The organism is Streptomyces sp. NPDC091272 (genome assembly GCF_044757485.1).
GTDB lineage: Bacteria > Actinomycetota > Actinomycetes > Streptomycetales > Streptomycetaceae > Streptomyces.
In genome coordinates this window covers 202,634-227,381 of record NZ_JBIVVC010000007.1, presented here as the reverse complement: position 1 = coordinate 227,381, position 24,748 = coordinate 202,634, and the positions used below count along the sequence as shown (strand labels likewise).

Below are 24,748 nucleotides of genomic sequence, written 5' to 3'. Positions count from 1 at the left end.
GGGAACACCGGGATACGCGCTAGAACACCGGCGTCCCGTCCCGCGTCAGCTTCCACTCCACCGAAGCGAACGCCTTCGGATCAACCGTCCCCTTCGCCTTCACCCACGAGATGATCGTGTTCCGGATCTCCTCCGAGTTCGCCCACAGCTGCTTCGCCCCCGCGATGTGCGGGAACGCGCCACCGCCGCTCGCCCGGTAGTTGTTGACCGCGAACACGAACTGCGCCTTCGCATCCAGCGGCTTCCCCCCGAACGCCAGATTCACGATCCGCGACCCCTTCGGCTTCGCGATGTCGATCTCGTACGTCAGCCCCGACACCACGTCGTAGTTGTAGTCAGGGGTGTTCTCCGCGTTCGTCAGCTTTGACGTGTCCACCGGACCGCCCGCCGCCGTCTGCACGTAGTACTTCGCCGAGAACTCCAGATACTCCTTGATCTGCGCGCCGGTCAGCAGCCGCGCCTCAAGGGTGTTCTCGAACGGATACAGGCCCGCCGCGTCCTTGATGGTGATCTCCCCGGCCGGCACCGAAGCCGTCCGCGAGAAGCACGACGCCTGCGACAGCACCGGCAGCGCCGCGTACTCGCCACCCGCCAGAGCCGCCTTCACCGTCTCCACCTGCACCAGGTTGATCAGGTCGATCAGCGGCTCGTCCTTCCAGGCCGCCTCCGCCGTCGTCATCGCCGCCGTCGACGTACCTATCACCTGGTTCACGTACGCGACGACCTTCTTGTGCTCGTCGCCCAGCATCCCGGTGATCCGCGGGTCCTCCGCCACCGTGTTGGAGTTGAGCACCTTCGCGCCCACCTTCGCGACGCTCCAGCGGCCCTTCTCCCACACCAGGTCGAAGTCGAAGACGGTCAGGCGCTGCCCCCACTTCAACGGCTCCGACAGCACGACCTTCTTGCCGGTCGCCTTGTTCTCGACGAAGTACTCCGGAATCTCCGTGTGCGCGTGACCGACCAGGATCGCGTCGATCCCCGGCACCTGCTCAGCCACCAGACCCGCCGCGTTCTCCACGTACGGCAACTGGTCACCGTACGAAGAAGTCCCCGACGAACCCGAGTGCGCCGACACGATCACCACGTCCGCGCCCATCGACCGCAGCTTCGGCACCCACTTCGCCGCCTGCTCCTCCAGACCCGGGAACACCATCTTCCCTTGCACGTTCTGCTTGTCCCAGATTGCGATGCCCGGATTCGTCAGCCCCAGCACCGCCACCCGCACATCACGGCCGTGCGGCGTACGCAGACGGTGCATGCTGTACGGGCGGAAGGCAGGCCGCAGCGTCTTCGCGTCCAGCGCGTTCGCCCCGAGCAGCGGGAAATCACACTGCTCCTCGAACTTCCGCAGAACCTCGATCCCGTAATTGAACTCGTGGTTGCCCAGCGCCGCGGCGTCATAACCGATCTTGTTCATCGCCTGCGCCATCGGATGCACCGGACCGCGCCTCGCGGTGATCGGGTCGACCTTCGCGTAGTAGTACGACAACTGGGTGCCCTGGATCGTGTCACCCGCATCGATCAACAGGGTGTTCCGGCGGCCCTTCTCCTCCCGGATCGCCGTCACCAGTGTCGAGATCTTCGCCAGGCCCACGTCGTTGTGGTCCTTGTCGTCGAACTCCTTATCCGTGAAGTAGTCCCAGTTCAGGGCGTTCCCGTGCAGATCGGTGGTCCCCAGTACCGTGAAGGAGTACCGCTTCGGCGGCCGGCCGTGACCGTGCCCGCCCCCGCGGCCGTCCTCGGCGGCCTCCGCGGACCCCGCGACCCCGCCCACCAGCACCGCACCGGCACCCGTCGCAGCGGCCTGCCCCAGAAACTTCCGTCGATCCAGCGGCATTTGAACTCCTTCGTCCACGCGCTGCCCATGCACAACGCGCGTAGATTCTGACCCAGACCCGCCCACCACGACACCCCCTACAGGTTTCGATCCGATGACTCCCCGATGTCACAGCCGGATGCCACAGTGGTCAGTGACCACGACACCCACAGCCGTCACCCAGCAGAGGGAGCCCCCCCCATGACCACAGAGCCCCACACACCTGCCGCCCCCTACGGCACCCCCGACGCACCCCGCGTCGCCGTCCGCGGCGAAGCACGGCTGGAGGTCGACCCCGAGATCGCCAGCATCTCCATCACCGTCAGCGCCCGCGGCACCGACCGCCGCACCGCACTCGAAGACCTCACCCGCCGCAACACCGCCGTCCTCGACCTAGTCAAGACCTACGGCGAAGCCGTCGAGAAACTCGAAACCGGCGCCTTCTCCATCAACCCCGAACTCACCCGCAAAGGCCGCGCCGAACACATCCGCGCCTACCACGGCCGCGTCAACCTCACCGCCGAACTCACCGACTTCACCGCCCTCGGCGAACTCACCTCCCGCCTCTCCGACCTCGAACTCACCCGCGTCGACGGCCCCTGGTGGTCCCTGCGCCCCGCCTCACCCGTCTACGGCCAGGCCCGCACCCAGGCGGTCCGCGAAGCCGTCGTCCGCGCCCGCGAATACGCCGAAGCCCTTGGTACCCACCTCGTCGCCCTCCTCGAACTGGCCGACGACGGCAGCGAGAACACCTCCTCCTACGACCACCCCATCGCCGTCGGCTACGGCGGCGGGATGACCCGCAGCGTCGTCGCCGAGGCCGCCCCTGCCCTCGACCTCGAACCCCAGCGCCAGACCGTCCACGCACACGTCAACGCACGCTTCACGATGGCCCCGCCGCAACTCTGAACCCACCCGGAATTGCTCATCAGAGCACCCCCGTGCACAATTCAACACTTGTCAATAACCTTTCATGCAAAGGTTGTTGAGTAGTCACGCAACGCCAATTACCTACCCGTCGGTAAGGCCTAGGCTCGGAGGTATGCGCCGAGCAAAGATCGTCTGCACCCTGGGCCCAGCCACCGACACATACGACCAGATCAAGGCACTGGTCGAAGCCGGAATGGACATCGCCCGCCTCAACCTCAGCCACGGCACCTACGCCGAACACGAGGAGCGTTACCACCGCGTACGCAAGGCCGCCGAGGAAACCGGCCGCAGCGTCGGCATCCTCGCCGACCTTCAAGGTCCGAAGATCCGCCTCGGACGCTTCCGCGAAGGCCCCGTACTCCTTGAACGCGGCGACGACTTCACCATCACCGTCGAACCCATGGAAGGCGACCGCCACACCTGCGGCACCACCTACGACGGACTGAACGCCGACGTCACCACCGGCGAACGCATCCTCGTCGACGACGGCAAAGTCACCCTCGAAGTGACCTCCGTCGAAGGCCCCCGCGTCCACACCACCGTCATCGAAGGCGGCATGGTCTCCGACCACAAGGGCCTCAACCTCCCCGGCGTCGCCGTCTCCGTCCCCGCCCTCTCCGAGAAGGACATCGACGACCTCCGCTGGGCCCTGCGCACCGGCGCCGACATCATCGCCCTCTCCTTCGTCCGCAGCGGCCGCGACATCGAAGACGTCCACCGCATCATGGACGAGGAGAACCGGCGCCTGCCCGTCATCGCCAAGGTCGAGAAGCCCCAGGCGGTCGAGAACATCGACGACATCGTCGCCGCCTTCGACGGCATCATGGTCGCCCGCGGCGACCTCGGCGTCGAAATGCCGCTCGAACAGGTCCCGATCGTCCAGAAGCGTGCCATCAAACTCGCCAAGCGCAACGCGAAGCCGGTCATCGTCGCCACCCAGATGCTCGACTCGATGATCGAGAACTCCCGTCCCACCCGCGCCGAGGCCTCCGACGTCGCCAACGCCGTCATCGACGGCACGGACGCGGTGATGCTCTCCGGTGAGACCAGCGTCGGCAAGTACCCCATCGAAACGGTCCGCACCATGGGCCGCATCGTCGAAGCAGCCGAGGAAGACATCCTCGCCAAGGGCCTCCCGCCCCTCACCGACCGCAACAAGCCCCGCACCCAGGGCGGCGCGGTCGCCCGCGCAGCCGCCGAGATGGGCGACTTCCTCGGCGCGAAGTTCCTCGTCGCCTTCACCCAATCCGGCGACACGGTCAAGCGCCTCTCCCGCTACCGCTCGCCGATCCCCCTCCTCGCCTTCACCCCGGAACCTGCCACCCGCTCCCAGCTCAACCTCACCTGGGGCGTGGAGACCTTCCTCGGCCCCAAGGTGGACTCGACGGACGAGATGGTCGCCCAGGTCGACGAACAGCTCCTGCGGATCGGCCGCTGCCAGAAGGGCGACGTGGTCGTCATCACGGCCGGCTCCCCACCGGGAATCGCCGGCTCGACGAACCTGGTGCGGATCCACCACATCGGCGAGGACGATTCTCCGAAGTAGGCGTGTGCGGCTAGTACTTGGGCCCGACGTGGGCGTCCATGAGGGCTACGGACGCGCGTCGGGCCACGGAGATGTTGTACGGCTGACCGTGGCGGGTGCAGTCTTTCCATTCCACGCCCAGCTGGTCGAGGGTGTCCGTGTAGAGCTTGCGGATGTCGTCCGAGACGTTGGTGAACCAGTACCGCGGATACTCGTACCGCTTACGCTCACCGCCCACGAGGCGGGTTGTCCAGTTCATGTTCCGGCAGCCGTCGGAGTGGATGAGCCCCCGGATGAATGGCCAGGGCTGCTCATCGACCATGTCCTGCTGCCACTCTTCCAGGACGATGGGCCGCTCGTGCTTCCTACCCCGTCCGGCCTGCGGGAACAAGCAGGGGAGGTGGTGCGGGTAGACCTTGATGTCGCTGCACCCTTTGCGCTGCACCCGCCGGTATCTCGACCCCGTCGCATCTCGGCCACTCGCGGCCGCGCGGTGCGGGCAGCTCGCCTCGTTTGTCGCGGTCCATGTGGAGCCAGTACGAGACGGTGCCGAGTGGCACGTTGAGAGTCTGGGCGACTGCGGAGTTCTTCGTACCCGCACGCAGGAGGTCGAGCGCCTTCTGGCGTACGGCGATGCCGTGAAAGTGCATGAGATCACATTCGGCGGCTCGGGCCTCTGGCGCATGAAAAAAGCGGATGTTCACGAGAACGTGAACATCCGCTTCCCGCACAGCAAGTGCCCGGTGTGGGATTCGAACCCACATGCCCGAAGGCACGGTGGTTTGAGCACCGCGAGTATGACCAGTTCCTCCAACCGGGCGCGCTCGGGAAGTGTACCGGGTCACCGTGGGCGATCGCAGCTAGGTACGCTCTTACCAGCACCCTGCCCCGTATCAAGGAGCCCCGTGACCACCCCCGAGTCGCCCCAGCCGCCCGTCGCCGACGACGACAAGTCGCACGTTCCGCCGCTGACGACCCGTGTCGTCATCGCCGAGGACGAAGCCCTCATCCGGCTCGACCTCAAGGAGATGCTGGAGGAAGAGGGCTACTCGGTCGTCGGCGAGGCCGGGGACGGGGCGAAGGCCGTGGAGCTGGCTCGGGAGCACAAGCCGGACCTCGTGATCCTCGATGTGAAGATGCCCGTCCTGGACGGCATCTCCGCCGCCGAGCAGATCGCCGCCGAGTCCATCGCCCCCGTACTCATGCTGACCGCGTTCTCGCAGCGTGACCTCGTCGAGCGGGCGCGGGACGCCGGGGCCATGGCGTACCTGGTGAAGCCGTTCAGCAAGAGTGACGTCGTGCCGGCCATCGAGATGGCCGTCTCGCGCTTCGCCGAGCTGAAGACGCTGGAGAACGAGGTCGCCGACCTCACCCTGCGGCTGGAGACGCGCAAGCTGGTGGACCGGGCGAAGTCGATCCTGCAGACGCAGTACGGGCTGAGCGAGCCGGCCGCGTTCCGGTGGATCCAGAAGACGTCGATGGACCGTCGGCTGTCCATGCAGCAGGTCGCGGAGGCGGTCATCGAGGACGCCGAGGAGAAGAAGGCGGCGGCGAAGGAGCAGTAGCGCGTACGCGTACGAGAAGAGGCCCGGTCCGCAGTGCATGCGGGCCGGGCCTCTTTCTCGTACGGCTTTCTCGTACGACCTGGCGCGGTCAGTCCTCGCCGAGGTACGCCTTGCGGACGGACTCGTCGTGGAGGAGGTGCTGGCCCGTTCCGGAGAGGACGATCTTGCCGATCTCCATGACGTGGCCCTGGTCGGCGAGCGAGAGCGCGGCCTGGGCGTTCTGCTCGACGAGGAGGATCGTCGTGCCGGTGGAGCGCAGCTCGACGATGGTCTCCATGATCTTCTGCATCATGATCGGGGAGAGGCCCATGGAGGGTTCGTCGAGCATGAGCAGTTTGGGGCGGGACATCATGGCGCGGCCCATGGCGAGCATTTGCTGTTCGCCGCCGGAGAGGGTGCCTGCGGCTTGTTTTCTGCGTTCTCCGAGGATGGGGAAGAGGTCGTAGGCGCGCTGGATGTCTGTGGCGATGCCGTCCTTGTCGGAGCGTAGGAACGCGCCGAGCTGGAGGTTTTCGGTGATGGTGAGGCGCGGGAAGATGTGCCGGCCTTCGGGGGAGTGGGCGAGGCCGAGGGCGACGATCTTGTGTGCGGGGACTCCGGCGAGGGGTTGTCCGTCGAAGAGGATCTTTCCGGAGGTCGGCTTGAGGAGTCCGGAGAGGGTGCGCAGGGTGGTGGTCTTGCCGGCGCCGTTGGTGCCGATGAGGGTGACGACCTGGCCTTCTTCGACGCTGAAGGAGATGCCCTTGACGGCCTCGATCTTGCCGTAGGAGACGCGGAGGTCCTCGACCTCCAGGAGGGCGGTCACTGGGTGTCTCCTTCGGTGCGGTCCGTGCGGGTGGTGCTTTCGGTGCCGGTGCCGGTGCCGGTGCCGGTACCGGCACCTGTACCTGTGCCGGTACCTGTGCGGCCGGTGTCCGAGCTGGTGCCTGTGCGGCCGGTGTCCGAGCTGGTGCCCGTGTCGTTGTCGGCACCCGCGCCCATGCCCGTACCCGTGCTGGTGCCCGTGCCCGAGGCGGGTTTGGGTGTGGCCGTGTGTGTTCCGGCCTGTGCTTCCGCGGCGGCGACCTCGGCGGCCTCCTCGGCCCCTGGGGCGCCTTCGAAGGGTGTGCCGAGGTAGGCGGCGACGACGCGTTCGTCGCTCTGGACGGTGTCGGGGGTGCCTTCGACGAGCTTCTCGCCCTGGACGAGGCAGGCGACGCGGTCGCAGAGGTTGAAGATGAACCGCATGTCGTGCTCGATGACGAGGACGGCGATTCCCTGGTCCCGGATGGCGAAGATGAGTTCTTCGGCGGCGCGGGTTTCCTGCGGATTCATGCCGGCGGTGGGCTCGTCGAGGAGGAGCAGGCCGGGTTCGCTGGCGAGGGCGCGGGCTATTTCGAGCTTGCGCTGTTCGCCGTAGGGGAGGTTGCGGGAGAGGTGGTCGGCCTTGTGGGCGAGGCCGATGAACTCCAGGAGTTCCATGGCGCGTTCGTGGGACGCCTTCTCGGCCTTCTTGAAGCCGGGGCCGCGCAGGAGGGCGGAGAAGAGGCCTTCCTTGGTGCGGGTGTGGCGGCCGACGAGGACGTTTTCCAGGACGGTCATGTTGGCGAAGAGCCGGATGTTCTGGAAGGTGCGTGCGATGCCGGCCTTGGTGACGAGGTGGGGTTTGGGCGGCAGGACGGTGCCTTTGTAGCTGACCTTGCCTTCGGTGGGGACGTACAGCCCGGTGAGGCAGTTGAAGAAGGTGGTCTTGCCGGCGCCGTTGGGGCCGATGAGGCCGACGATTTCGCCGGTGTTGACCTGGAGGCTGACGTCGCGGACGGCGGTGAGGCCGCCGAAGCGCATGGTGACGCCGCTGGCGTCGAGAACGGTGGTGGCCGTGCCGGCCGTGGCTGTCGTCATGGTGGTCACGCCCCCGCCTTGGTGACGCCGGTGGTCGTGCCGGACAACGCGTCGTCCGGTGTGTCCAGTTCGTCTGTTTCGTGGAATTCGAGTTTTTTCCGCCGGTCGGCGACGAGGCCCTCGGGGCGGAAGCGCATCAGGAGAATGAGCGCGAGGCCGAAGAGGACCAGTTGGTAGTCCGCCATGAAGGCGAGTTTGGCCGGGATGAGGTAGAGGAGTGCGGCGCCGATGAGGGGTCCCGCGATGGTGCCCATGCCGCCGAGGATGACGGCGGCGAGCAGGAAGGCGGAGTTGGGTGCCACGGATCCGGCGAACTGGTACTGCTCGGGGGTGACGTTGTAGCCGAGGTGGGCCTGTACGGAGCCGGCGAAGCCGGCGAGGCAGGCGCCGAGCGCGAAGGCCAGGAGCTTGAGGCGGAAGCCGTTGATGCCCATGGCGGTGGCGGCGGTCTCGTCCTCGCGGATGGCGACCCAGGCGCGTCCGATGCGGGACTCGGCGGAGCGGCGGAAGACGAGGACGACGATGACGGTGAACAGCAGCATCAGCAGGAAGTAGTTGGAGGACCTGGTGAGGCTGAAGCCGAGGATGTCGTGCTGGGTGCCGAGGTCGTACCCGAAGACCGAGAGGTCGGGGATGTTGGTGATGCCGTTGGCGCCGTTGGTGACGTCGGGGCCGGTGGTGCCGTTGAGGTTCTGGACGGTGATGCGGAAGATCTCACCGAAGCCGAGGGTGACGATGGCGAGGTAGTCGCCGCGCAGCCGCAGGGTCGGTGCGCCGATGATGACGCCGAACAGGAGCGAGGCCGCTGCTCCGGCCAGTGCGGCTGCCCAGAAGGGGAACTCGACGTCGAAGGCGGAGCTGGCGGTTCCGGAGACCAGGGCGGCGGTGTAGGCGCCGACGCCGAGGAAGGCGACGTATCCGAGGTCGAGGAGTCCGGCGAGGCCGACGACGACGTTGAGGCCGAGGGCGACGGTGGCGAAGATCAGGACCTGGGCGCCGATGAGGGCGTACTGGTCGTTGGTCTGGGTGAAGGGGAAGCAGATCGCGGCGACGAGGGCGGCGAGCATGGCGACCTTGCGGTGCTTGCCCGCGACCTGGCTGACGCGGCGGAACAGACCGGCCTTGTTGATGCCGGCGAAGCCGAACCCCACGGCGACGAGGAACCCGATGAAGAGTTCGGGGTACTCGATGTCGATGCCGTAGGCGAAGACGAAGAGGCCCGCGGCGAAGACGGCGGTGATGACGAGGATCTCGCCCCAGCCCGGGAGCTTCTTCGCGGCGGCGGGCGCGGGCGCCTTGAAGCTGTGGCGCAGGCGGCCGGTGAAGGTGTTGTCGAGCTCCGGGTCGTGGGTGTCGTGGGGGAGTGCGAAGGCGCCGACGGTGGCGATGAGTGCGCCGATGCCGGAGACCCAGGCGCCGGGGTCGAGGTTGACGAGGCCGCCCAGTACGACGGAGATCGCGCCCATGGTGAAGCCGGTGGTGCCCAGTACGGCGAGTGCCAGGAGGCGTACGGGGCTGTTGGTGCCGCCCGGGGTGAGCCAGCGCAGTCCTTTGATCCCGTAGCCGGAGAGGGCGAACAGGAGGGTGAGGACGGCGACGGTGAGGGTGAGGGTCTGGAGGCCGCCGGGGTAGCCGGTGACGGTCAGGTTGCCGGGGAATTCCTCGCTCCAGGTCCAGGCGAGGAAGGTGCCGGCGAGGGCGATGGCGGAGCCGGCGGTGGTGAGGGCGCGGGCGGTGGCGGTGGGCAGCGGGACGAGCGGGGCGCCGTTGGGCGCGGCGGTGCTGCTGCCGGCGCCTGTGCCGGTGCCTGTGCCGGTGGTCTGCGTGGTGTTGGTCATGGTGGTCACGCCCGATCCGCGACGCGCTCGCCGAGCAGGCCCTGGGGCCTGACGAGGAGGACGATGATAAGGAGGCTGAAGGCCCACACGTCCTTCCAGCTGCCGCCGCCGAAGAGCTCCATGCCGGGGATCTCGGCCATGTAGCCGGTGGCGAGTGCTTCGGCGACGCCGAGGACGAGTCCGCCGAGCATGGCTCCGTAGATGTTGCCGATGCCGCCGAGTACGGCCGCGGTGAAGGCCTTGAGGCCGAGGATGAAGCCCATGCGGAAGCCGACCTGGCCGTTGTGGAGGCCGTATCCGACGGCGGCGACGGCGGCGAAGGCGGCGCCGATCGCGAAGGCGGTCACGATGATGCGATCGGTGTTGATGCCCATGAGCTTGGCGGTGTCGGGGTCCTGCGCGGTGGCCTGCATGCCGCGGCCGGTGCGGGTCTTGTTGACGAAGATCCCGAGGACGATCATGCAGACGGGGGCCGCGATGATCAGGAAGAGGTCGCTGGGCTGGATGTGGGCGCCGAGGAAATCGAGGGACTCGCCTTCGAAGCGCGGGAAGGGGTGGTCCTTCTTGGCGTCGGGGTAGAACTGCCAGACGAGTTGCTGCAGGACGATGGAGAGCCCGATCGCGGTGATCAGGGGTGCCAGCCGTGGTGCGCCTCGCAGGGGCCGGTACGCGAAGCGTTCCGCGGTCGTTGCCACGGCGACGGAGACGACGATTCCGCCGAGGATCATGAGCGGGATTGCGGCGCCGAGGGAGAACCCGGCGGGCAGTATCAGGTAGACGGTCAGGGCGCCGAAGCCGCCGACCATGAATATCTCGCCGTGGGCGAAGTTGATGAGCTGGACAATGCCGTAGACCATCGTGTAGCCGATCGCGATGAGACCGTACATCGCGCCGAGGATGAGTCCATTGGCCAGCTGTTGCGGCAGTTCGTGCACCGCAGGGCCTCCGTCAGTGGTTCGGAATATGGCACCGCGCGGGAGCGCTGTTGGCGCGCCCGCGCGGTCTGGGGTGTGTCGCGTGGTGCGGGTGCCGGGTTACGGCTTGTAGGCCTCGCTGAACTTCGGCTTCCAGGCGCTGCCCTCGACCTGGTAGGCGGTCATCATGGTGTTGGTGGTGTCGCCGAACTCGTCGTAGGAGACGGGGCCGGTGACGCCTTCGAACTTGACCTTCGCCATGGCTTCGAGGGTCTTGGGGCGCAGGTCGTCGGGGACCTTGCCGCCGTTGTCGGCGACGGCGAGCTTGACGGCCTCGATGATGGACCAGGTGGCGTCGTAGGTGCCGCCGCCGTAGGCCTCGTAGGACTCCTTGTAGCCGCCGTTCTTGTAGTCGGCGATGAACTTCTTCGCGGACTCGAGCTGCTCGACCGGCTTGCCGACGGAGGTGGCGAGGTCACCCTCGGCCTTCTTGTTGAGCTTGGGGAACTCGGCGCTGTAGATGCCGTCGCCGCCCATCAGCGGGATCTTGGTGCCGCTGTCCTTGAGCTGCTGGCTCAGCGGGCCGGCCGCCGGGTACTCGCCGCCGTAGTAGAGGGCCTTGGCGCCGGAGGTCTTGACCTTGGTGACGACCGCGTTGAAGTCGCGGTCCTCGGGGTTGATGTGGTCGGTGCCGACGATCTTGCCGCCGAGCTTGGTGAACTGGTCCTTGAAGGACGCGGCGAGACCGGCGCCGTAGGTCTTCTGGTCGTCCATCAGATAGACCTTGTCGATCTTCGCGGTGGTGTAGAGGTACTTCGCCGCGAAGGCGCCCTGGACCTGGTCGGTGGTGGCGGTGCGGAAGAAGGAGGCGAAGGGCCGCTTCTTCTCGCCGGTCTTCCAGCCGTCGCCCTGGGTCAGTTCGGTGCCGGTGTTGGCCGGGGAGACCTGGGTCAGCTTGGCGTCGTTGAGCGGCTTCTGCATCGACTGCGAGACGCTGGAGTTCAGCGGGCCGACGACGCCTGCGACGGCCTTGTTGCTGATGAACTTGGTGGCGTTCTGCAGGCCGACGGAGGGCTGTGCCTGGTCGTCCAGGGGCTCTGCCTTGAAGGTGACGCCGGGGACCAGGTTCTGCTTGTTGGCGGTCTTGACCGCGAGGTCGGCGGAGTTGCGGATGCCGAGCCCGAGCGCGGAGAGGTCGCCGCTCAGGGGGGCGTCGACGCCGATCACGACGGTGGTCTTGCTTTCTCCGCCGCTGCTGCTGCCGCCCTTGTCGTCCCGGGAGCCGCAGGCGGTGAGGGTCAGTGCGCCGGTGGTGAGCACTGTGGTGAGTATGAGCAAAGAACGGTGTCGCACGAAGGGGTCCTTTCCCTGGCGCGGCTTCCTCGACGTGAGGTGCCGTGTCGATCGCCGGGCCGTACTTGGGCGTTGCTGAGTGCGGTGCTGCTGCGACGCGCCCGGCGGCGCGGTGACTGGCCGTGACTCTAGGCGCAGGTGGAGGCGGCTGGGAGCGGCGTGCGCAGGATGTGACGCTCTTGTTATGCCATGGCCAGGGGTGGGCGGAACAGGTGGGGCTTTTCGGGCCTTTCCGTATGCCGGTGGAATCTCGAATACCGGGAATTCCCAGCTGAGTTAAGGGGCTTGGGGTGTTCATGGTGCTGACAGTCCGATATGCGGACACTTGGTGAAGGGGAGGTCCGCACGGCGTTCCGGGGGGTGTTGGAGGAGGTGCTTCCACTTTTCACCGGTGTTACGCTGTGTAACATTTTCGCGCCATTCGGACGGCGGAACCCGGAATACGGTCACTGTCCGGCGGTTCCGGGCGGTTCCGGGCAGGTGGCGGGGCGACACGCCCGCCGCTCCGGGAGGCCCTCTGGTGCTTGCGGGGCCCGAGCGGTGGAATGTGTGCGCGCTCAGCGTGTGAACGTCGCATCCCCGTGTCCCGTGTCCCAATCCCCGTACCCCAGATCCCCGTATCCCCGCGTCCCAGGAGGCAGGCACGATGGTGAGTCCGAACGCAGCGCGTACGCGTACCGGAGCGGTACGGAAGTGGGGCGTGGCGGCGCTCGCCGCCGCCCTCCTCACGGCTCTGCCCGCCCCCGCGTCCGCGCAGGACCCGCCCGCGCAGGACCCGCCCCCCGGACTGAAGATCGTCAACAACCGCACGGAGCCCGTCTTCTCGCGTGCGGACGCCGTCTCGCAGCAGGTCGACGTCGAGACCGAGGTGGACAGCGACCGCGACGGGAAGCGGGACACGATCCGGATGCGGATCCTGCGGCCCAGGGAGACCGACGCCGGGCTGAAGGTCGCCACGATCATCGAGGCCAGCCCGTACTGGGGCGGCGGGCCCGACGTTCCGTTCCACGACGTCGACGTGGACGGGGACGGGCTGCCGTTCGGCGGGAGGCGGCCCGCCGGTGATCCGCGCCGGCCGTCGCTCGCCGCCGCGGGCCCGGTGACGTACGGCGGGTACTACGACAACTACTACCTGCCGCGCGGTTACGCGGTCGCCGAGGTCGACAACGTCGGTACGGGCGCGGCGACCGGCTGTTCGACGTCCGGGGGGCGCAACGAGACCCTGGGTGCGAAGGCGGCCGTCGACTGGCTGGCGGGGCGGGCCCGCGGCTGGGACCCGCAGGGCAGGCCGGTCGGGGCGACCTGGTCGACGGGTGACTCGGCGATGATGGGCATCTCGTACAACGGGACGCTGCCCACCGCGGTGGCCTCGACGAGGGTCGAGGGCCTCAAGGCGATCGTGCCGGTCTCGGGGATCTCCTCCTGGTACGACTACTACCGGGCCGGTGGCGGTGTCGTCGCGCCGGGCGGCTATCAGGGCGAGGACACCGACGTCCTCGCGAAGGGTGTCAACAGCAGGACCCGCCCCGAGGTGTGCGCCCCGGTGCACGACGCGCTGACCGCGCGGCAGGACCGGGAGAGCGGGGACCACGGACCGTTCTGGCGGGAGCGGGACTACCTGCCGGACGTCGGGAGGATCAAGGCCGGGGTCTTCGTCGTGCACGGCTTCAACGACTGGAACGTGAAGACCAAGCAGTCGGTCCAGCTGTGGGACGCGCTGGAGAAGCACGGTGTGCCGCGCAAGATGTGGCTGCACCAGGCGGGGCACAGCAATCCGATGCCGCTGCGAATGGAGGAGTGGCTGCGCCAGACGCACCAGTGGTTCGACTTCTGGCTGTACGGACTGCGCAACGGCGCGCTCGACGAGCCGAGGGTGGACGTGGAGCAGGCGGACTTCAGCTGGAAGCGCCAGTCGCAGTGGCCGGCGCGCGGGACGCGGGAGCAGACCCTGCGGCTGAACCCGGGCGGGCGGCTGTCGTCGTGGCCGGGGCTGCCGGTGAAGGAGGCGCTGACCGACGCGGGGCGCACGGTGCGCGCGGAGCAGCTGGTGGCGTCGCCGGATGCGCAGAGTGCGAACCGGCTGGCGTACACGACGGGTGCGCTGGGGAAGGACCTACGGGTCAACGGGGTGCCGAAGATGTCGGTGCTGGCCTCGCTGAGGGGGACCTCGCCGTACGTGACGGCGCTGCTGGTGGACTACGGGCAGGACACCAGGGCGACGGCCGGTACGGTCTCGGACACCTCGCGGCCCGCTGTCTGCTACGGGCAGGGTGTCCCGGGGGACACCGGGTGCGCGTACCGCAGCAACCACCGTACGGAGAGCGCCGACTTCAAGATCGTGTCGCGGGGGTGGCTGGACGTGCGGAACCGGAACTCCTTCTCCCGGCAGGACAGGGTGGTGGAGGGCCGGGAGTACGCGCTGAGGTGGGACATGCAGCCGCAGGAGTACGTCTTCAAGAAGGGGCACCGGCTGGGCGTGGTGCTGATGTCGACGGATTTCGACTACACGCTGCGGTACCCGGCCGGGACGAGGATGTCGGTCCGGGCCGGGGTGAGCAGTGTGACGCTGCCGGTCAGCCCTTGACCGCCTTGGCGTCGACCTCGCGGAGCATGCAGGTCAGGCGGGCCGTGCAGACCCGCTTGTCCGCCTCGTCGGTGATGACGATCTCGTAGGTGGCGGTGGAGCGTCCGCGGTGGACGGGGGTGGCGACACCGGTCACCAGTCCGCTGCGGGCACCCCGGTGGTGGGTGCAGTTGAGGTCGACGCCGACGGCGAGCTTCGCGCTGCCGCCGTGCAGCATGGCGCCGACCGAGCCGAGGGTCTCGGCGAGCACCGCGGAGGCGCCGCCGTGCAGCAGTCCGTACGGCTGGGTGTTGCCCTCGACGGGCATGGTGCCGACGACGCGGTCGGCGGACGCCTCGACGATCTGGACGCCCATGCGGGTGCCGAGGTGCCCGGCGGAGAACATCGCCTCCAGGTCGACGCCGAGCGCGGCGTAATCCTCGATGACCTGCTGCGGGAACTTCCCGGTGGACTGCTCACCCATGGGCCAGGCTCCGATCGATGTTCGTGCGTCGTGTCCGTCAGGCGTGCGCCTGCTAAGCGAACGCTCAGTTGGTCGGTGATTGTTCCAGACGGACGACCACGGACTTGCTGGCGGGGGTGTTGCTGGTGTCCGCGGTCGCGTCGAGCGGCACCAGGACGTTGGTCTCGGGGTAGTAGGCGGCGGCGCAGCCCCGTGCGGTCGGGTAGTGGACGACGCGGAAGCCGGGGGCGCGGCGCTCGACGCCGTCCTTCCACTCGCTGACCAGGTCGGTGTACGAGCCGTCGGCGAGGCCGAGCTCCTGGGCGTCCTGCGGGTTCACCAGGACGACGCGGCGGCCGTCCTTGATTCCGCGGTAGCGGTCGTCGAGGCCGTAGATGGTGGTGTTGTACTGGTCGTGCGAGCGCAGGGTCTGCAGCAGCAGCCGCCCGGCGGGGAGTTCGGGGTGTTCGACGGGGGCGGCGGTGAAGTTGGCCTTGCCGGTGGCGGTGGGGAAGCGGCGCTCGTCGCGCGGGCCGTGCGGGAGGGTGAAGCCGCCGGGCGCGGCGACGCGGGCGTTGAAGTCCTCGAAGCCGGGGACGACGCGGGAGATGCGGTCGCGGATGGTGGCGTAGTCCGCCTCGAACTCCTCCCAGGGGGTGGCCGATTCCTTGCCGAGGACGGCGCGTGCCAGGCGGGCGACGATGGCGGGTTCGGACAGCAGGTGCGGGCTCGCGGGCGGGAGGTTGCCGCGGGAGGCGTGCACCATGCTCATGGAGTCCTCGACGGTCACGAACTGTTTGCCGCTCCGCTGCACGTCCTTGTCGGTGCGGCCGAGGGTGGGCAGGATCAGGGCGCGGGTACCGGTGACGACGTGCGAGCGGTTGAGCTTGGTCGACACGTGGACGGTGAGGCGGGCCTTGCGCATGGCGGCCTCGGTGACGTGCGTGTCGGGGGTGGCGGCGACGAAGTTGCCGCCCATCGCGAAGAACACCTTGGCGTCGCCGTCCCGCAGCGCCTGGACGGCGCGGACCACGTCGTATCCGTGGTGGCGGGGCGAGGTGATGCCGAATTCCTTGTCGAGGGCGTCGAGGAAGGCGCCGGAGGGGCGCTCGAAGATGCCCATGGTGCGGTCGCCCTGGACGTTGGAGTGGCCGCGGACGGGGCAGACCCCGGCGCCGGTGCGGCCGATGTTGCCGCGCAGCAGGAGGAAGTTGACGACTTCGCGGATGGTCGGCACGGAGTGCTTGTGCTGGGTGAGGCCCATCGCCCAGCAGACGATGACCCGCTTGGAGGCGAGCACCATGCGCAGTGCGCGTTCGATGTCGGCGCGCTCCAGGCCGGTGGCGGCCAGGGTCTGCGCCCAGTCGGCGGACCTGGCGGCGGTGGCGAATTCCTCGTAGCCGTGGGTGTGTTCGCGGACGAAGAGTTCGTCGACCGCTCCTTCGGTCTCCAGGATCAGCTTGTTGAGGAGGCGGAAGAGGGCCTGGTCGCCGCCGAGGCGGATCTGCAGGAAGAGGTCGGTGAGGGCGGTGCCCTTGAGCATGCCCTGCGGGGTCTGCGGGTTCTTGAACCGTTCGAGGCCCGCTTCGGGCAGGGGGTTCACGGAGATGATCCGCGCGCCGGCGTGCTTGGCCTTCTCCAGGGCGGTGAGCATCCGGGGGTGGTTGGTGCCGGGGTTCTGCCCGGCGACGATGATCAGGTCGGCCTGGTGGAGGTCTTCGAGGGAGACGCTGCCCTTGCCGATGCCGATGGTCTCCGTGAGTGCGGAGCCGGAGGACTCGTGGCACATGTTGGAGCAGTCGGGCAGGTTGTTCGTACCGAATTCGCGAGCGAGGAGCTGGAGCAGGAAGGCTGCTTCGTTGCTGGTGCGGCCCGAGGTGTAGAAGACGGCCTCGTCGGGGGAGTCGAGCGCCTTCAGTTCGGCGGCGACGAGGTCGAAGGCGTGCTCCCAGGTCACCGGCCGGTACTGGTCGGAGCCCTCGTCGAGGAACATCGGTTCGGTGAGACGGCCCTGCTGGCCCAGCCAGTAGCCGCTGCGCTGCGTGAGGTCGGACACCGGGTGCGCGGCGAAGAAGGCGGGGGTGACGCGGCGCACGGTGGCTTCCTCGGCGACGGCCTTCGCGCCGTTCTCACAGAACTCGGCGGTGTGCCGTTTGTCCTCCTCGGGCCAGGCGCAGCCGGGGCAGTCGAAGCCGTCCTTCTGGTTGACCTTGAGGAGGGTGCGGGCGGTGCGGACCGTGCCCATCTGCTGCTGGGCGATGCGCAGCGTGTGGGCGATGGCGGGCAGGCCGGCGGCGGCGTGCTGGGGGGCCGCGACCTGCGGTGCGTCCTGGACCGGGTCCCCTGCGGGCGGCTTGGCTGCCATGGCGCTCCCCTTCGAGCGGTCGAACCTCTGGGCTTGCTTCGGTACGTCTTCGATCCTGTCACGGAGTACTGACAGTGAGTACGCCAGGGAGGGGTGACCACGTCTGGCGGGTCTGGTTGTCGGTGGCGCCGCCTAGGATCGGGGGCGTGGCAAAGACAGCAGCGAAGAAGACCGCAGACAAGAGCTCCCCCGCCGCCGGGGGCGGCAAGAACGCCGGTGTGTCGGGCGGGCGTCCCCGCCTGCTCCTCATGGACGGGCACTCCCTGGCGTACCGGGCGTTCTTCGCGCTGCCCGCGGAGAACTTCACGACCGCGAGCGGCCAGCCGACGAATGCCGTCTACGGCTTCGCGTCGATGCTGGCGAACACGCTGCGTGACGAGGCGCCGACTCATTTCGCGGTGGCGTTCGACGTGTCCCGCAAGACGTGGCGCTCCGAGGAGTTCCCGGAGTACAAGGCGAACCGCTCCAAGACCCCCGACGAGTTCAAGGGCCAGGTCGAGCTGATCGGCGAGGTCCTCGACGCGATGCACGTCGAGCGGTTCGCGATCGACGGGTTCGAGGCGGACGACGTGATCGCGACGCTGGCGACGCAGGCCGAGGCGGCCGGCTTCGACGTGCTGATCGTCACGGGCGACCGGGACTCCTTCCAGTTGATCACCGAGCACGTGACGGTGCTGTACCCGACGAAGGGCGTCTCCGAGCTGACCCGCTTCACCCCGGAGAAGGTCGAGGAGAAGTACGGGTTGACGCCGCAGCAGTACCCGGACTTCGCTGCGCTGCGCGGGGACCCGTCGGACAACCTGCCGGGCATTCCGGGCGTCGGCGAGAAGACCGCGGCGAAGTGGATCAACCAGTTCGGTTCGTTCGCGGAGCTGGTGGAGCGCGCGGATGAGGTCAAGGGCAAGGCCGGGCAGAATTTCCGGGACCACCTGGACTCGGTGAAGCTGAACCGCAAGCTCACCGAGATGGTGCGCGACGTGGAGCTGGCCAAGGAGCCGGCGGACCTGGAGCGCGCCGCGTACGACCGCCAGGCCCTGGCCGGCGTCCTTGACGTGCTGGAGATCCGCAACCCGTCGCTGCGCGAGCGGCTGCTGGCCGTGGACCCGGGCGCCGCCGAGGAGCAGGGCCCCGCCCCGGCCGCCGGGATCGAGCTGGACGGCACGGTGATCGGTGCGGACGAGCTGGCCCCCTGGCTCCAGACGCACGGGGCGCAGCCGCTGGGCATGGCCACGGTGGACGCGTGGGCGCTGGGTACGGGCAATGTCGCGGAGGTCGCGCTGGCCGCGGCGGACGGGGCCGCCGCCTGGTTCGACCCGGCCGAGCTGTCCGAGAGCGACGAGCAGGCGTTCGCCGCGTGGATCGCCGACGCGGACCGGCCCAAGGTGCTGCACAACGCCAAGGGCGTCATGCGGGTCTTCCCCGAGCACGGCTGGCGGGTCGCGGGGGTCGCCATGGACACCGCGCTCGCCGCCTACCTGGTGAAGCCGGGCCGCCGGTCGTTCGCGCTGGACGCCCTGTCGGTGGAGTACCTGGGCCGTGAGCTGGCTCCGGCGGCGGTCGCCGACGGGCAGCTGGCCTTCGGTTCCGAGGAGGACGACCGGGCCGAGGCCGACGCGCTGATGACGCAGGCGCGCGCGATCCTCGATCTGGGCGAGGCGTTCGGCGGGAAGCTCAAGGAGGTGGGCGCCGCCGAGCTGCTGCACGACGTGGAGCTGCCCACCTCGCTGCTGCTGGCCCGCCTGGAGCGGCACGGCATCGCCGCCGACCGGGACCATCTGACCGCCATGGAGCAGCAGTTCGCGGCAGCGGTGCAGCACGCCGTGGGGGAGGCGCACGGCGCGGCGGGCCGCGAGTTCAACCTGGGTTCGCCCAAGCAGCTCCAGGAGATCCTCTTCGGTGAGCTGGCGCTGCCGAAGACGAAGAAGACCAAGACCGGTTACACCACGGACGCGGACGCCCTGGCGTGGCTGGCGGCGCAGACCGAGCACGAGCTGCCGGTGATCATGCTGCGCCACCGGGAGCAGGCCAAGCTGCGGGTCACCGTCGAGGGCCTGATCAAGACGATCGCCGGTGACGGCCGCATCCACACCACCTTCAACCAGACGGTGGCGGCGACCGGCAGGCTCTCGTCCACCGAGCCCAATCTGCAGAACATCCCGGTGCGTACCGACGAGGGCCGGGCGATCCGCCGCGGCTTCGTCGTCGGCGAGGGGTACGAATGCCTGATGACGGCCGACTACAGCCAGATCGAGCTGCGGGTGATGGCCCACCTGTCGGAGGACGAGGGCCTCATCGAGGCGTTCAGGACCGGCGAGGACCTGCACACCACCGTCGCCTCCCAGGTGTTCGCGGTGGAGCGCTCCGCGGTCGACCCGGAGATGCGCCGCAAGATCAAGGCGATGTCGTACGGCCTGGCGTACGGGCTCTCCGCCTTCGGCCTCTCCCAGCAGCTGAACATCGACGCGGGTGAGGCGCGCGGCCTGATGAACACGTTCTTCGAGCGGTTCGGCGGGGTGCAGGACTACCTCCAGCGCGCCGTCGAGGAGGCCCGCGCCACGGGTTACACCGAGACGATGCTGGGCCGTCGCCGCTACCTCCCCGACCTCAACAGCGACAACCGCCAGCGCCGCGAGATGGCCGAGCGGATGGCGCTCAACGCCCCGATCCAGGGCACCGCCGCCGACATCGTGAAGGTCGCGATGCTGAACGTGGACGCGGCCCTGGAGAAGGCCGGGCTCACCTCTCGGATGCTGCTCCAGGTGCACGACGAAATCGTGCTGGAGATCGCGAAGGGCGAGCGGGAGCAGGCAGAGGAGATCGTCCGCCGCGAGATGGCGGGGGCGGTCGAACTGCGGGCGCCGCTGGACGTGTCGGTGGGCGTCGGCGCGGACTGGGAGTCGGCGGCGCACTGACCCCGCGGGACCCGCGGAGTGTGTTCCGCCGGGGCCCGCCCCCGTACGCGGTCAGTGCGACCGGGTACGGGGGCGGGCCCTTGCCATGTCGTCGAGGGCGGGGACGTCGGCGGCCTCGTGGGTGTCCGGCGCCGGGGCTCCGGCCGCTGTGTTGTCCGGTACGGGGACTGCGGGTGTCGCGCTGTCCGGCGCCGCGGCTCCGGGCGCTGTCGCCGGTGTGCCCCGCCACCGGCGCGCCAGTGCCGCGTACAGCACCAGTCCCACGAGCAGTCCCGCACCGGCGCCGAAACAGACGGTCGGCACGTAGTCGATGGGGCGCAGCGGAACGCTCTGGTGGGCCGCCCACCGCAGGCACCGCAGGACGGCGCCCAGCACCGCGCACCCGAGAAGCACGCAGAGTCCGGCGGTCCGCCGCCGGGTGTCCAACCGGGGTACGCCGGTGAGTTCGGTGTCGCCCTGCTGCTGCCGCAGGGCCGTCACCAGGAACCAGCCGACGCCGACGGCAGCGAGTGCCGAAGTGCCGTACTGCGCCCAGGTGTAGAGGGGCAGCCCGCCGAAGCTCCGGCCGAGCACCGGCAGCAGCTCGGTGCCGAGCCGGCCGGGGTGGGTGAAGAGGTCCCAGACGACATGGGTGAGCGCCCCGGCCACCGCCGACAGTACGAACTTCCCTGCCAGGGCCGGCGACACGGCGGTCCAGCGCTCGCCGCGCAGCAGTCCGTACACCCGCGGCTGCCAGGTACGCGGCAGGAGCGCCGTCACCGGTTCGCGCACCAACAGCCACAGCCCCACCAGCGCGGCGGTGAACAGGACGTCCACGGTGACGATCCCCGCGAGGGAGTGGGTGAGGTCGCCGAACGCCATGCCGCCCGGGACGACGGACGCCGCGTAGTACGTGAGGTCGGGGGCGAAGGACCCGGCGACCAGCGCGGACGCCAGGAAGGGGCCCCGGCCCGTGCCCGCGCGGCGGATGCCGGGCAGTACGGCGGCGGCGTGGCTGAGCGTGAACGGCACCGGTGTCCTCCTGGAAGGCCCCTGCCGGGCCTCGACCGCTTCTGATCAGTGGCGTCCAGTATGCGGGACGGTCGCCGGGCGCCCGCCGGGAGATCCGAAGGTGTCGAACTGGTGAAAAACGCTCAGAAGCCTGTGTTCCCGGGCCAAGAGTTGTCGTAGTGTCACGTGGGTCGTCGCGCTGGGGAGCGCGTCTGCCGCCGATGGGGAGGGACCACTCGCATGGCAGCACAGTTCGGTCGTCGTTTGCGCAAGGGGGCGACCACCACAGCGGTCGCGGCGATAGCCGTGGCCGCCCTGTCCGCGTCGCAGGCTCCCGGGGTCGCGGGAACCCCGCCGTTCGACGGGCAGACGGCGGGCGCGAAGCCGGCGCCCGAGAGCGCCGCCACCGGCAACTCCCCGTACTACACGGACCTCCCGCCGCTGACCACGCCCGGAGCGCCGGAGGCGAGCATCGGCATGCCGGGCGCCGGGGGTTCCACCTCCCCGGCCGGACAGGCCGAGGCGGGTCTCCCGGCGACCGTGCTGGACGCCTACAAGAAGGCGCAGGCGGCCGTCGAGGCGGCCGACCCGTCCTGCCGTCTGCCGTGGCAACTCCTGGCCGCCATAGGCAAGGTGGAGTCCGGGCAGGCGCGCGGCGGACAGGTCGACGCCCAGGGCAACACCACCAAGCCGATCCGGGGCCCCGTCCTCAACGGCATCGGCTTCGCGAACATCCGGGACACCGACAAGGGCCAGTTCGACGGGGACGCGACGTACGACCGGGCGATCGGCCCGATGCAGTTCATCCCGTCCACCTGGGCGCGCAACGGCAAGGACGGCAACGGGGACGGCCGCAAGGACCCCAACAACATCTACGACGCGGCGCTCGCCACGGGGCACTACCTGTGCGCCGGCTCCCGTGACATGACGGACCCGGCGGACCTCGACAAGGCGATCCTCAGCTACAACCCCTCGCGGGAGTACGTGCGGACCGTCCTTTCCTGGTTCGAGTACTACCAGCGCGGCACCCACGAGGTCCCGGACGGCACCGGCGTGCAGCCGACGGCTCCCGGGCCCGACAGCCACCGCGGCTCCTCGGTGAGCAACGGCACCAGGCCGCCGACGGCTCCCACCTCCCCGACCCCCGCGCCGGGCGCCACGAAGCCTCCGGCCGGCGGCGGAACCACCACCCCGCCGAAGCCGCCCACCACCACCCCGCCGACCACCAAGCCGCCCACGACCACCCCGCCCACCACTCCGGCGGGCCCGGTCAAGCTTCAGGCGACCGGTGGCCAGAAGCTGGCGGCGGTCGCGGGGGAGAACTTCGCCACCCGCCCCGCCGTGCGCGCGCTGAACGCGGCGGGCAAGCCGGTGGCGGGTGCCAAGGTCGACTTCACCGTCATCGGCGCCACCGGTGCCCGCTTCCCGGGTAACGCGCTGCGTACCACCGTCACCACCGGCAAGGACGGCACCGCCACCGCGCCGGTACTCGCGGCGGGCCGGCAGGCGGGCTCGTTCGTGGTCCGCGCATCCGTGGCGGGAGCGCAGGCGGCCGAGTTCTGGGCGACGGTCAAGGCCGCGCCCGCCCCCGCGCCGAAGGCAGACAAGCTCGCCCGCACCTCCACGGTCGCGCTCAAGGCCGAGTCCGGCGGAGCGTTCGCCACCGCGGTCGAGGTGAAGGCCTCCGACGACGGCAAGGCGCTCGCGGGCGTCAAGGTGTCCGCCGTGGTCACCAGCGCCAAGGGCCCGTACTTCAAGGCCGCGGACGGCAAGGCCGTGCGGTCCGTGGCCGGCCTCGTGACGGGCGCCGACGGCACGGTGACCCTGCCGAAGCTGTACGCGGGCGACACGGCGGGCACGTACATGCTGAGGATCATCGCCGACGGAGTCACGCTGAACGTCCGGCTGACGGTCACCGCGGCGCCGACGACACCGCCCACGACGCCTCCGACGACACCGCCCACGACCACCCCTCCGACGTCGACCCCGAGCTCGCCTGCGGGAACCCCGTCGGGCACGGGTACGCCCAAGCCGTAGCGGTAGCCGTAGCCGGGGAAGCGGACCGGAGTCAGGAGAGGGCCGGCAGCCGCCGGCCCTCTCTTGCGTCGGTTCGCGCAGAACGCCCGGTCCGGCCTGTTCCCCTCTTGCGCGCCCGTTGCTACGGTGCCCCCTCCCCGACGCTCCTGACGGAACGTCAGAAACCCTAACCGGGAGGGAGGCGGGCCATGCGTGCCCTCATCGCCGCCGCCGTAGGACTGGCCGCCGCGTTCGCCCTGGTCCTCGCCGTCACCGCGGTCGGCGCCCCGGCCGGCGAGACCTCGCCGAAGCCGTTGCTGACCACCGTCCCCGGCCCGACGAAGTAGCGGGGGAGGACGATGCGAAGCAAAGCCGGCCTGGTCCTGCTCGCCCTCGCGGTGTTCTTCACCGCCCTCTCGCCGCTCCTGCGCTGGTACGCCTTCCCGCGCCTCGCCAAGATCCCGCCCAGCCAGTACCAGGAAGTGGTCCTGGAGGCGAAACCGGCGACCCTCGTCGACTACGGCACGATGCAGCCGAAGAAGGTCGAGAAGCTGACCATCGTGCAGACTCTCAAGGGAAACGTCGAGGAGTCCGAGAAGATCGAGGCGACCGCGGACCGCGACGTCGTCGTCTGGGACGCCCTGACCTTCGTCGCGGGCCCCGACGGGAAGATGGTCTCCACCATCCCCGAGCGCTACATCTTCGACGCGCACTCGCAGGACCCCGTGCACGCCACCGGCGAGATGGTCGACGGGGACGCGGTGCAGCGCCGCGGCATCGAGTTCAAGTGGCCCTTTCTGACCGAGAAGCGCGACTACGAGTACTACGACGCGCGGGCCCGCAGCACCGCCCCCATCCACTACCGGGGCACGCGGGAGTTCCGGGGCATGGAGGTCTACTACTTCGAACAGACCGTCCCGTGGACGAAGGTGCCCTACCCCAAGAAGATGCCGATGCCGGGCATCGACTCCACCAAGCTGGAGAAGCAGACCGGCACGAGCATGTGGTACACGACGAAGCGGATGTTCTGGGTCGACCCGGTCACCGGGGCCCCCGTCAACGGCGAGGAGATCCACCAGGAGGAGATGCGGGGCGGCAGCCTGCTCGGCGGCCGGGACAAGGTCACGGCGTTCGCGGGGCACGTCAAGATGCGCCCCGACTACGTCGACTCGACGGTCGCCCTCGTCAAGTCCAACCGCACCCTGGTGCTGCTGCTCACGTCTTACCTCCCGTGGGGCTTCCTGGCCCTGGGACTGGCCCTGCTGGGACTGGCGCTCTGGTGGGAGGCCCGCGGGCGGCGACCGGCCCCACCGAGCACAGACCGACACCTTCCTTCACCGGCCCCCACCCCCACCGCCTAGCCACGCGCCGGTCGCCGGCCACGGACCGCCTTCTCCACGCGCGGGCGAGGGGTTACGGCCCGTCCCGGGTCGCGGCCCCACCCCGGCCACCGCCCCTCCCGCGGGCCCCGAGCGGGTCGGGGGCGGTCCGCTCCCGGGCCTCTGCCCGCTCCCGGGCCTCTGCCCGCTCCCGGGCCTCTGCCCGCTCCCGGGCCTCTGCCCGCTCCCGGGCCTCTGCCCGCTCCCGGGCCTCTGCCCGCTCCCGGGCCTCTGCCCG

General features: G+C 69.4%; 17 protein-coding genes, 1 tRNA gene and 1 pseudogene. 8 read left to right on the top strand and 11 right to left on the bottom strand.

All coding sequences use genetic code 11. From position 1 onward, the window contains the following. Positions 1–19 precede the first annotated feature (19 nt). Positions 20–1,837, bottom strand: coding sequence for a bifunctional metallophosphatase/5'-nucleotidase (locus ACIQM4_RS21220; RefSeq protein WP_401593672.1), 1,818 nt, complete (start codon positions 1,835–1,837; stop codon positions 20–22). A gap of 180 nt (positions 1,838–2,017) precedes the next feature. Between ACIQM4_RS21220 and ACIQM4_RS21215 the strand changes: the two genes are divergently transcribed. Next, positions 2,018–2,725, top strand: a complete 708-nt coding sequence (locus ACIQM4_RS21215) for an SIMPL domain-containing protein (RefSeq protein WP_401593670.1) — start codon at positions 2,018–2,020, stop codon at positions 2,723–2,725. Positions 2,726–2,858: 133 nt separating this feature from the next. Further along, on the top strand, positions 2,859–4,292 hold the full coding sequence (pyk, locus tag ACIQM4_RS21210) for a pyruvate kinase (protein ID WP_401593669.1): 1,434 nt from the start codon (positions 2,859–2,861) through the stop codon (positions 4,290–4,292). A gap of 10 nt (positions 4,293–4,302) precedes the next feature. Here the strand turns inward: pyk and ACIQM4_RS21205 are convergent. Further along, a pseudogene (locus ACIQM4_RS21205) lies at positions 4,303–4,921 on the bottom strand (helix-turn-helix domain-containing protein). Between the two features lie 87 nt (positions 4,922–5,008). After that, positions 5,009–5,091 (bottom strand) — tRNA-Leu (locus tag ACIQM4_RS21200). An 85-nt stretch (positions 5,092–5,176) separates the two neighbouring features. On the opposite strand from ACIQM4_RS21200, the gene ACIQM4_RS21195 reads away from it, so the two are divergent. Next, a complete protein-coding gene (locus ACIQM4_RS21195) occupies positions 5,177–5,836 on the top strand; it encodes an ANTAR domain-containing response regulator (protein WP_401593666.1) in 660 nt (219 codons plus the stop codon). An 88-nt stretch (positions 5,837–5,924) separates the two neighbouring features. Here ACIQM4_RS21195 and ACIQM4_RS21190 read toward each other — a convergent pair whose 3' ends face one another. The 5 genes from ACIQM4_RS21190 to ACIQM4_RS21170 all read right to left on the bottom strand — a co-directional run bounded on the left by ACIQM4_RS21190 (position 5,925) and on the right by ACIQM4_RS21170 (position 11,807). Then, complete coding sequence (locus tag ACIQM4_RS21190; protein ID WP_401593663.1) at positions 5,925–6,641, bottom strand: ABC transporter ATP-binding protein; 717 nt, start codon at positions 6,639–6,641, stop codon at positions 5,925–5,927. Beyond that, positions 6,638–7,717, bottom strand: a complete 1,080-nt coding sequence (locus tag ACIQM4_RS21185) for an ABC transporter ATP-binding protein (protein ID WP_401594160.1) — start codon at positions 7,715–7,717, stop codon at positions 6,638–6,640. Before ACIQM4_RS21185 ends, ACIQM4_RS21190 begins: the two co-directional genes overlap by 4 nt. 5 nt (positions 7,718–7,722) lie before the next feature. Further along, a complete protein-coding gene (locus ACIQM4_RS21180; protein ID WP_401594157.1) occupies positions 7,723–9,555 on the bottom strand; it encodes a branched-chain amino acid ABC transporter permease in 1,833 nt (610 codons plus the stop codon). A gap of 5 nt (positions 9,556–9,560) precedes the next feature. Further along, positions 9,561–10,490 (bottom strand): branched-chain amino acid ABC transporter permease, encoded by a 930-nt coding sequence (locus ACIQM4_RS21175; protein WP_401593661.1) that lies wholly within the window; start codon positions 10,488–10,490, stop codon positions 9,561–9,563. A 99-nt stretch (positions 10,491–10,589) separates the two neighbouring features. Further along, on the bottom strand, positions 10,590–11,807 hold the full coding sequence (locus ACIQM4_RS21170) for a branched-chain amino acid ABC transporter substrate-binding protein (RefSeq protein WP_401594154.1): 1,218 nt from the start codon (positions 11,805–11,807) through the stop codon (positions 10,590–10,592). Positions 11,808–12,468: 661 nt separating this feature from the next. Here ACIQM4_RS21170 and ACIQM4_RS21165 point away from each other — a divergent pair. Further along, on the top strand, positions 12,469–14,406 hold the full coding sequence (locus tag ACIQM4_RS21165; protein ID WP_401593658.1) for a Xaa-Pro dipeptidyl-peptidase: 1,938 nt from the start codon (positions 12,469–12,471) through the stop codon (positions 14,404–14,406). Here ACIQM4_RS21165 and ACIQM4_RS21160 read toward each other — a convergent pair. Together ACIQM4_RS21160 and ACIQM4_RS21155 are read right to left on the bottom strand one after the other, a co-directional pair. Beyond that, positions 14,396–14,869, bottom strand: a complete 474-nt coding sequence (locus tag ACIQM4_RS21160) for a PaaI family thioesterase (protein ID WP_401593656.1) — start codon at positions 14,867–14,869, stop codon at positions 14,396–14,398. The genes ACIQM4_RS21165 and ACIQM4_RS21160 overlap by 11 nt on opposite strands. Before the next feature lie 64 nt (positions 14,870–14,933). Further along, on the bottom strand, positions 14,934–17,213 hold the full coding sequence (locus tag ACIQM4_RS21155) for an FdhF/YdeP family oxidoreductase (RefSeq protein WP_401593653.1): 2,280 nt from the start codon (positions 17,211–17,213) through the stop codon (positions 14,934–14,936). A 146-nt stretch (positions 17,214–17,359) separates the two neighbouring features. On the opposite strand from ACIQM4_RS21155, the gene polA reads away from it, so the two are divergent. Next, positions 17,360–20,125, top strand: coding sequence for a DNA polymerase I (gene polA / locus ACIQM4_RS21150; protein ID WP_401593651.1), 2,766 nt, complete (start codon positions 17,360–17,362; stop codon positions 20,123–20,125). A 51-nt stretch (positions 20,126–20,176) separates the two neighbouring features. Here polA and ACIQM4_RS21145 read toward each other — a convergent pair whose 3' ends face one another. Further along, a complete protein-coding gene (locus ACIQM4_RS21145; RefSeq protein WP_401593649.1) occupies positions 20,177–21,136 on the bottom strand; it encodes a DUF4184 family protein in 960 nt (319 codons plus the stop codon). 219 nt (positions 21,137–21,355) lie between these two features. Here ACIQM4_RS21145 and ACIQM4_RS21140 point away from each other — a divergent pair, with 219 nt between their 5' ends. The 3 genes from ACIQM4_RS21140 (at position 21,356) to ACIQM4_RS21130 (ending at position 24,492) form a co-directional block, all read left to right on the top strand. Further along, positions 21,356–23,152 (top strand): lytic murein transglycosylase, encoded by a 1,797-nt coding sequence (locus tag ACIQM4_RS21140; protein WP_401593647.1) that lies wholly within the window; start codon positions 21,356–21,358, stop codon positions 23,150–23,152. Positions 23,153–23,340: 188 nt separating this feature from the next. Beyond that, entirely contained in the window at positions 23,341–23,478 is a 138-nt protein-coding gene (locus ACIQM4_RS21135; RefSeq protein ID WP_401593644.1) for an SPW_0924 family protein, read from the top strand. A gap of 12 nt (positions 23,479–23,490) precedes the next feature. Beyond that, complete coding sequence (locus ACIQM4_RS21130; RefSeq protein WP_401593642.1) at positions 23,491–24,492, top strand: DUF3068 domain-containing protein; 1,002 nt, start codon at positions 23,491–23,493, stop codon at positions 24,490–24,492. Positions 24,493–24,748 lie beyond the last annotated feature (256 nt).

Coding starts and splice junctions, on each gene's coding strand:
- ACIQM4_RS21215 (WP_401593670.1), top strand. CDS start 2,018: ATGACCACAGAGCCCCACACACCTGCCGCCCCCTACGGCACCCCCGAC.
- ACIQM4_RS21185 (WP_401594160.1), bottom strand. CDS start 7,717: ATGACGACAGCCACGGCCGGCACGGCCACCACCGTTCTCGACGCCAGC.
- ACIQM4_RS21160 (WP_401593656.1), bottom strand. CDS start 14,869: ATGGGTGAGCAGTCCACCGGGAAGTTCCCGCAGCAGGTCATCGAGGAT.
- ACIQM4_RS21155 (WP_401593653.1), bottom strand. CDS start 17,213: ATGGCAGCCAAGCCGCCCGCAGGGGACCCGGTCCAGGACGCACCGCAG.
- pyk (WP_401593669.1), top strand. CDS start 2,859: ATGCGCCGAGCAAAGATCGTCTGCACCCTGGGCCCAGCCACCGACACA.
- ACIQM4_RS21140 (WP_401593647.1), top strand. CDS start 21,356: ATGGCAGCACAGTTCGGTCGTCGTTTGCGCAAGGGGGCGACCACCACA.
- ACIQM4_RS21165 (WP_401593658.1), top strand. CDS start 12,469: ATGGTGAGTCCGAACGCAGCGCGTACGCGTACCGGAGCGGTACGGAAG.
- ACIQM4_RS21220 (WP_401593672.1), bottom strand. CDS start 1,837: ATGCCGCTGGATCGACGGAAGTTTCTGGGGCAGGCCGCTGCGACGGGT.
- ACIQM4_RS21130 (WP_401593642.1), top strand. CDS start 23,491: ATGCGAAGCAAAGCCGGCCTGGTCCTGCTCGCCCTCGCGGTGTTCTTC.
- ACIQM4_RS21135 (WP_401593644.1), top strand. CDS start 23,341: ATGCGTGCCCTCATCGCCGCCGCCGTAGGACTGGCCGCCGCGTTCGCC.
- ACIQM4_RS21180 (WP_401594157.1), bottom strand. CDS start 9,555: ATGACCAACACCACGCAGACCACCGGCACAGGCACCGGCACAGGCGCC.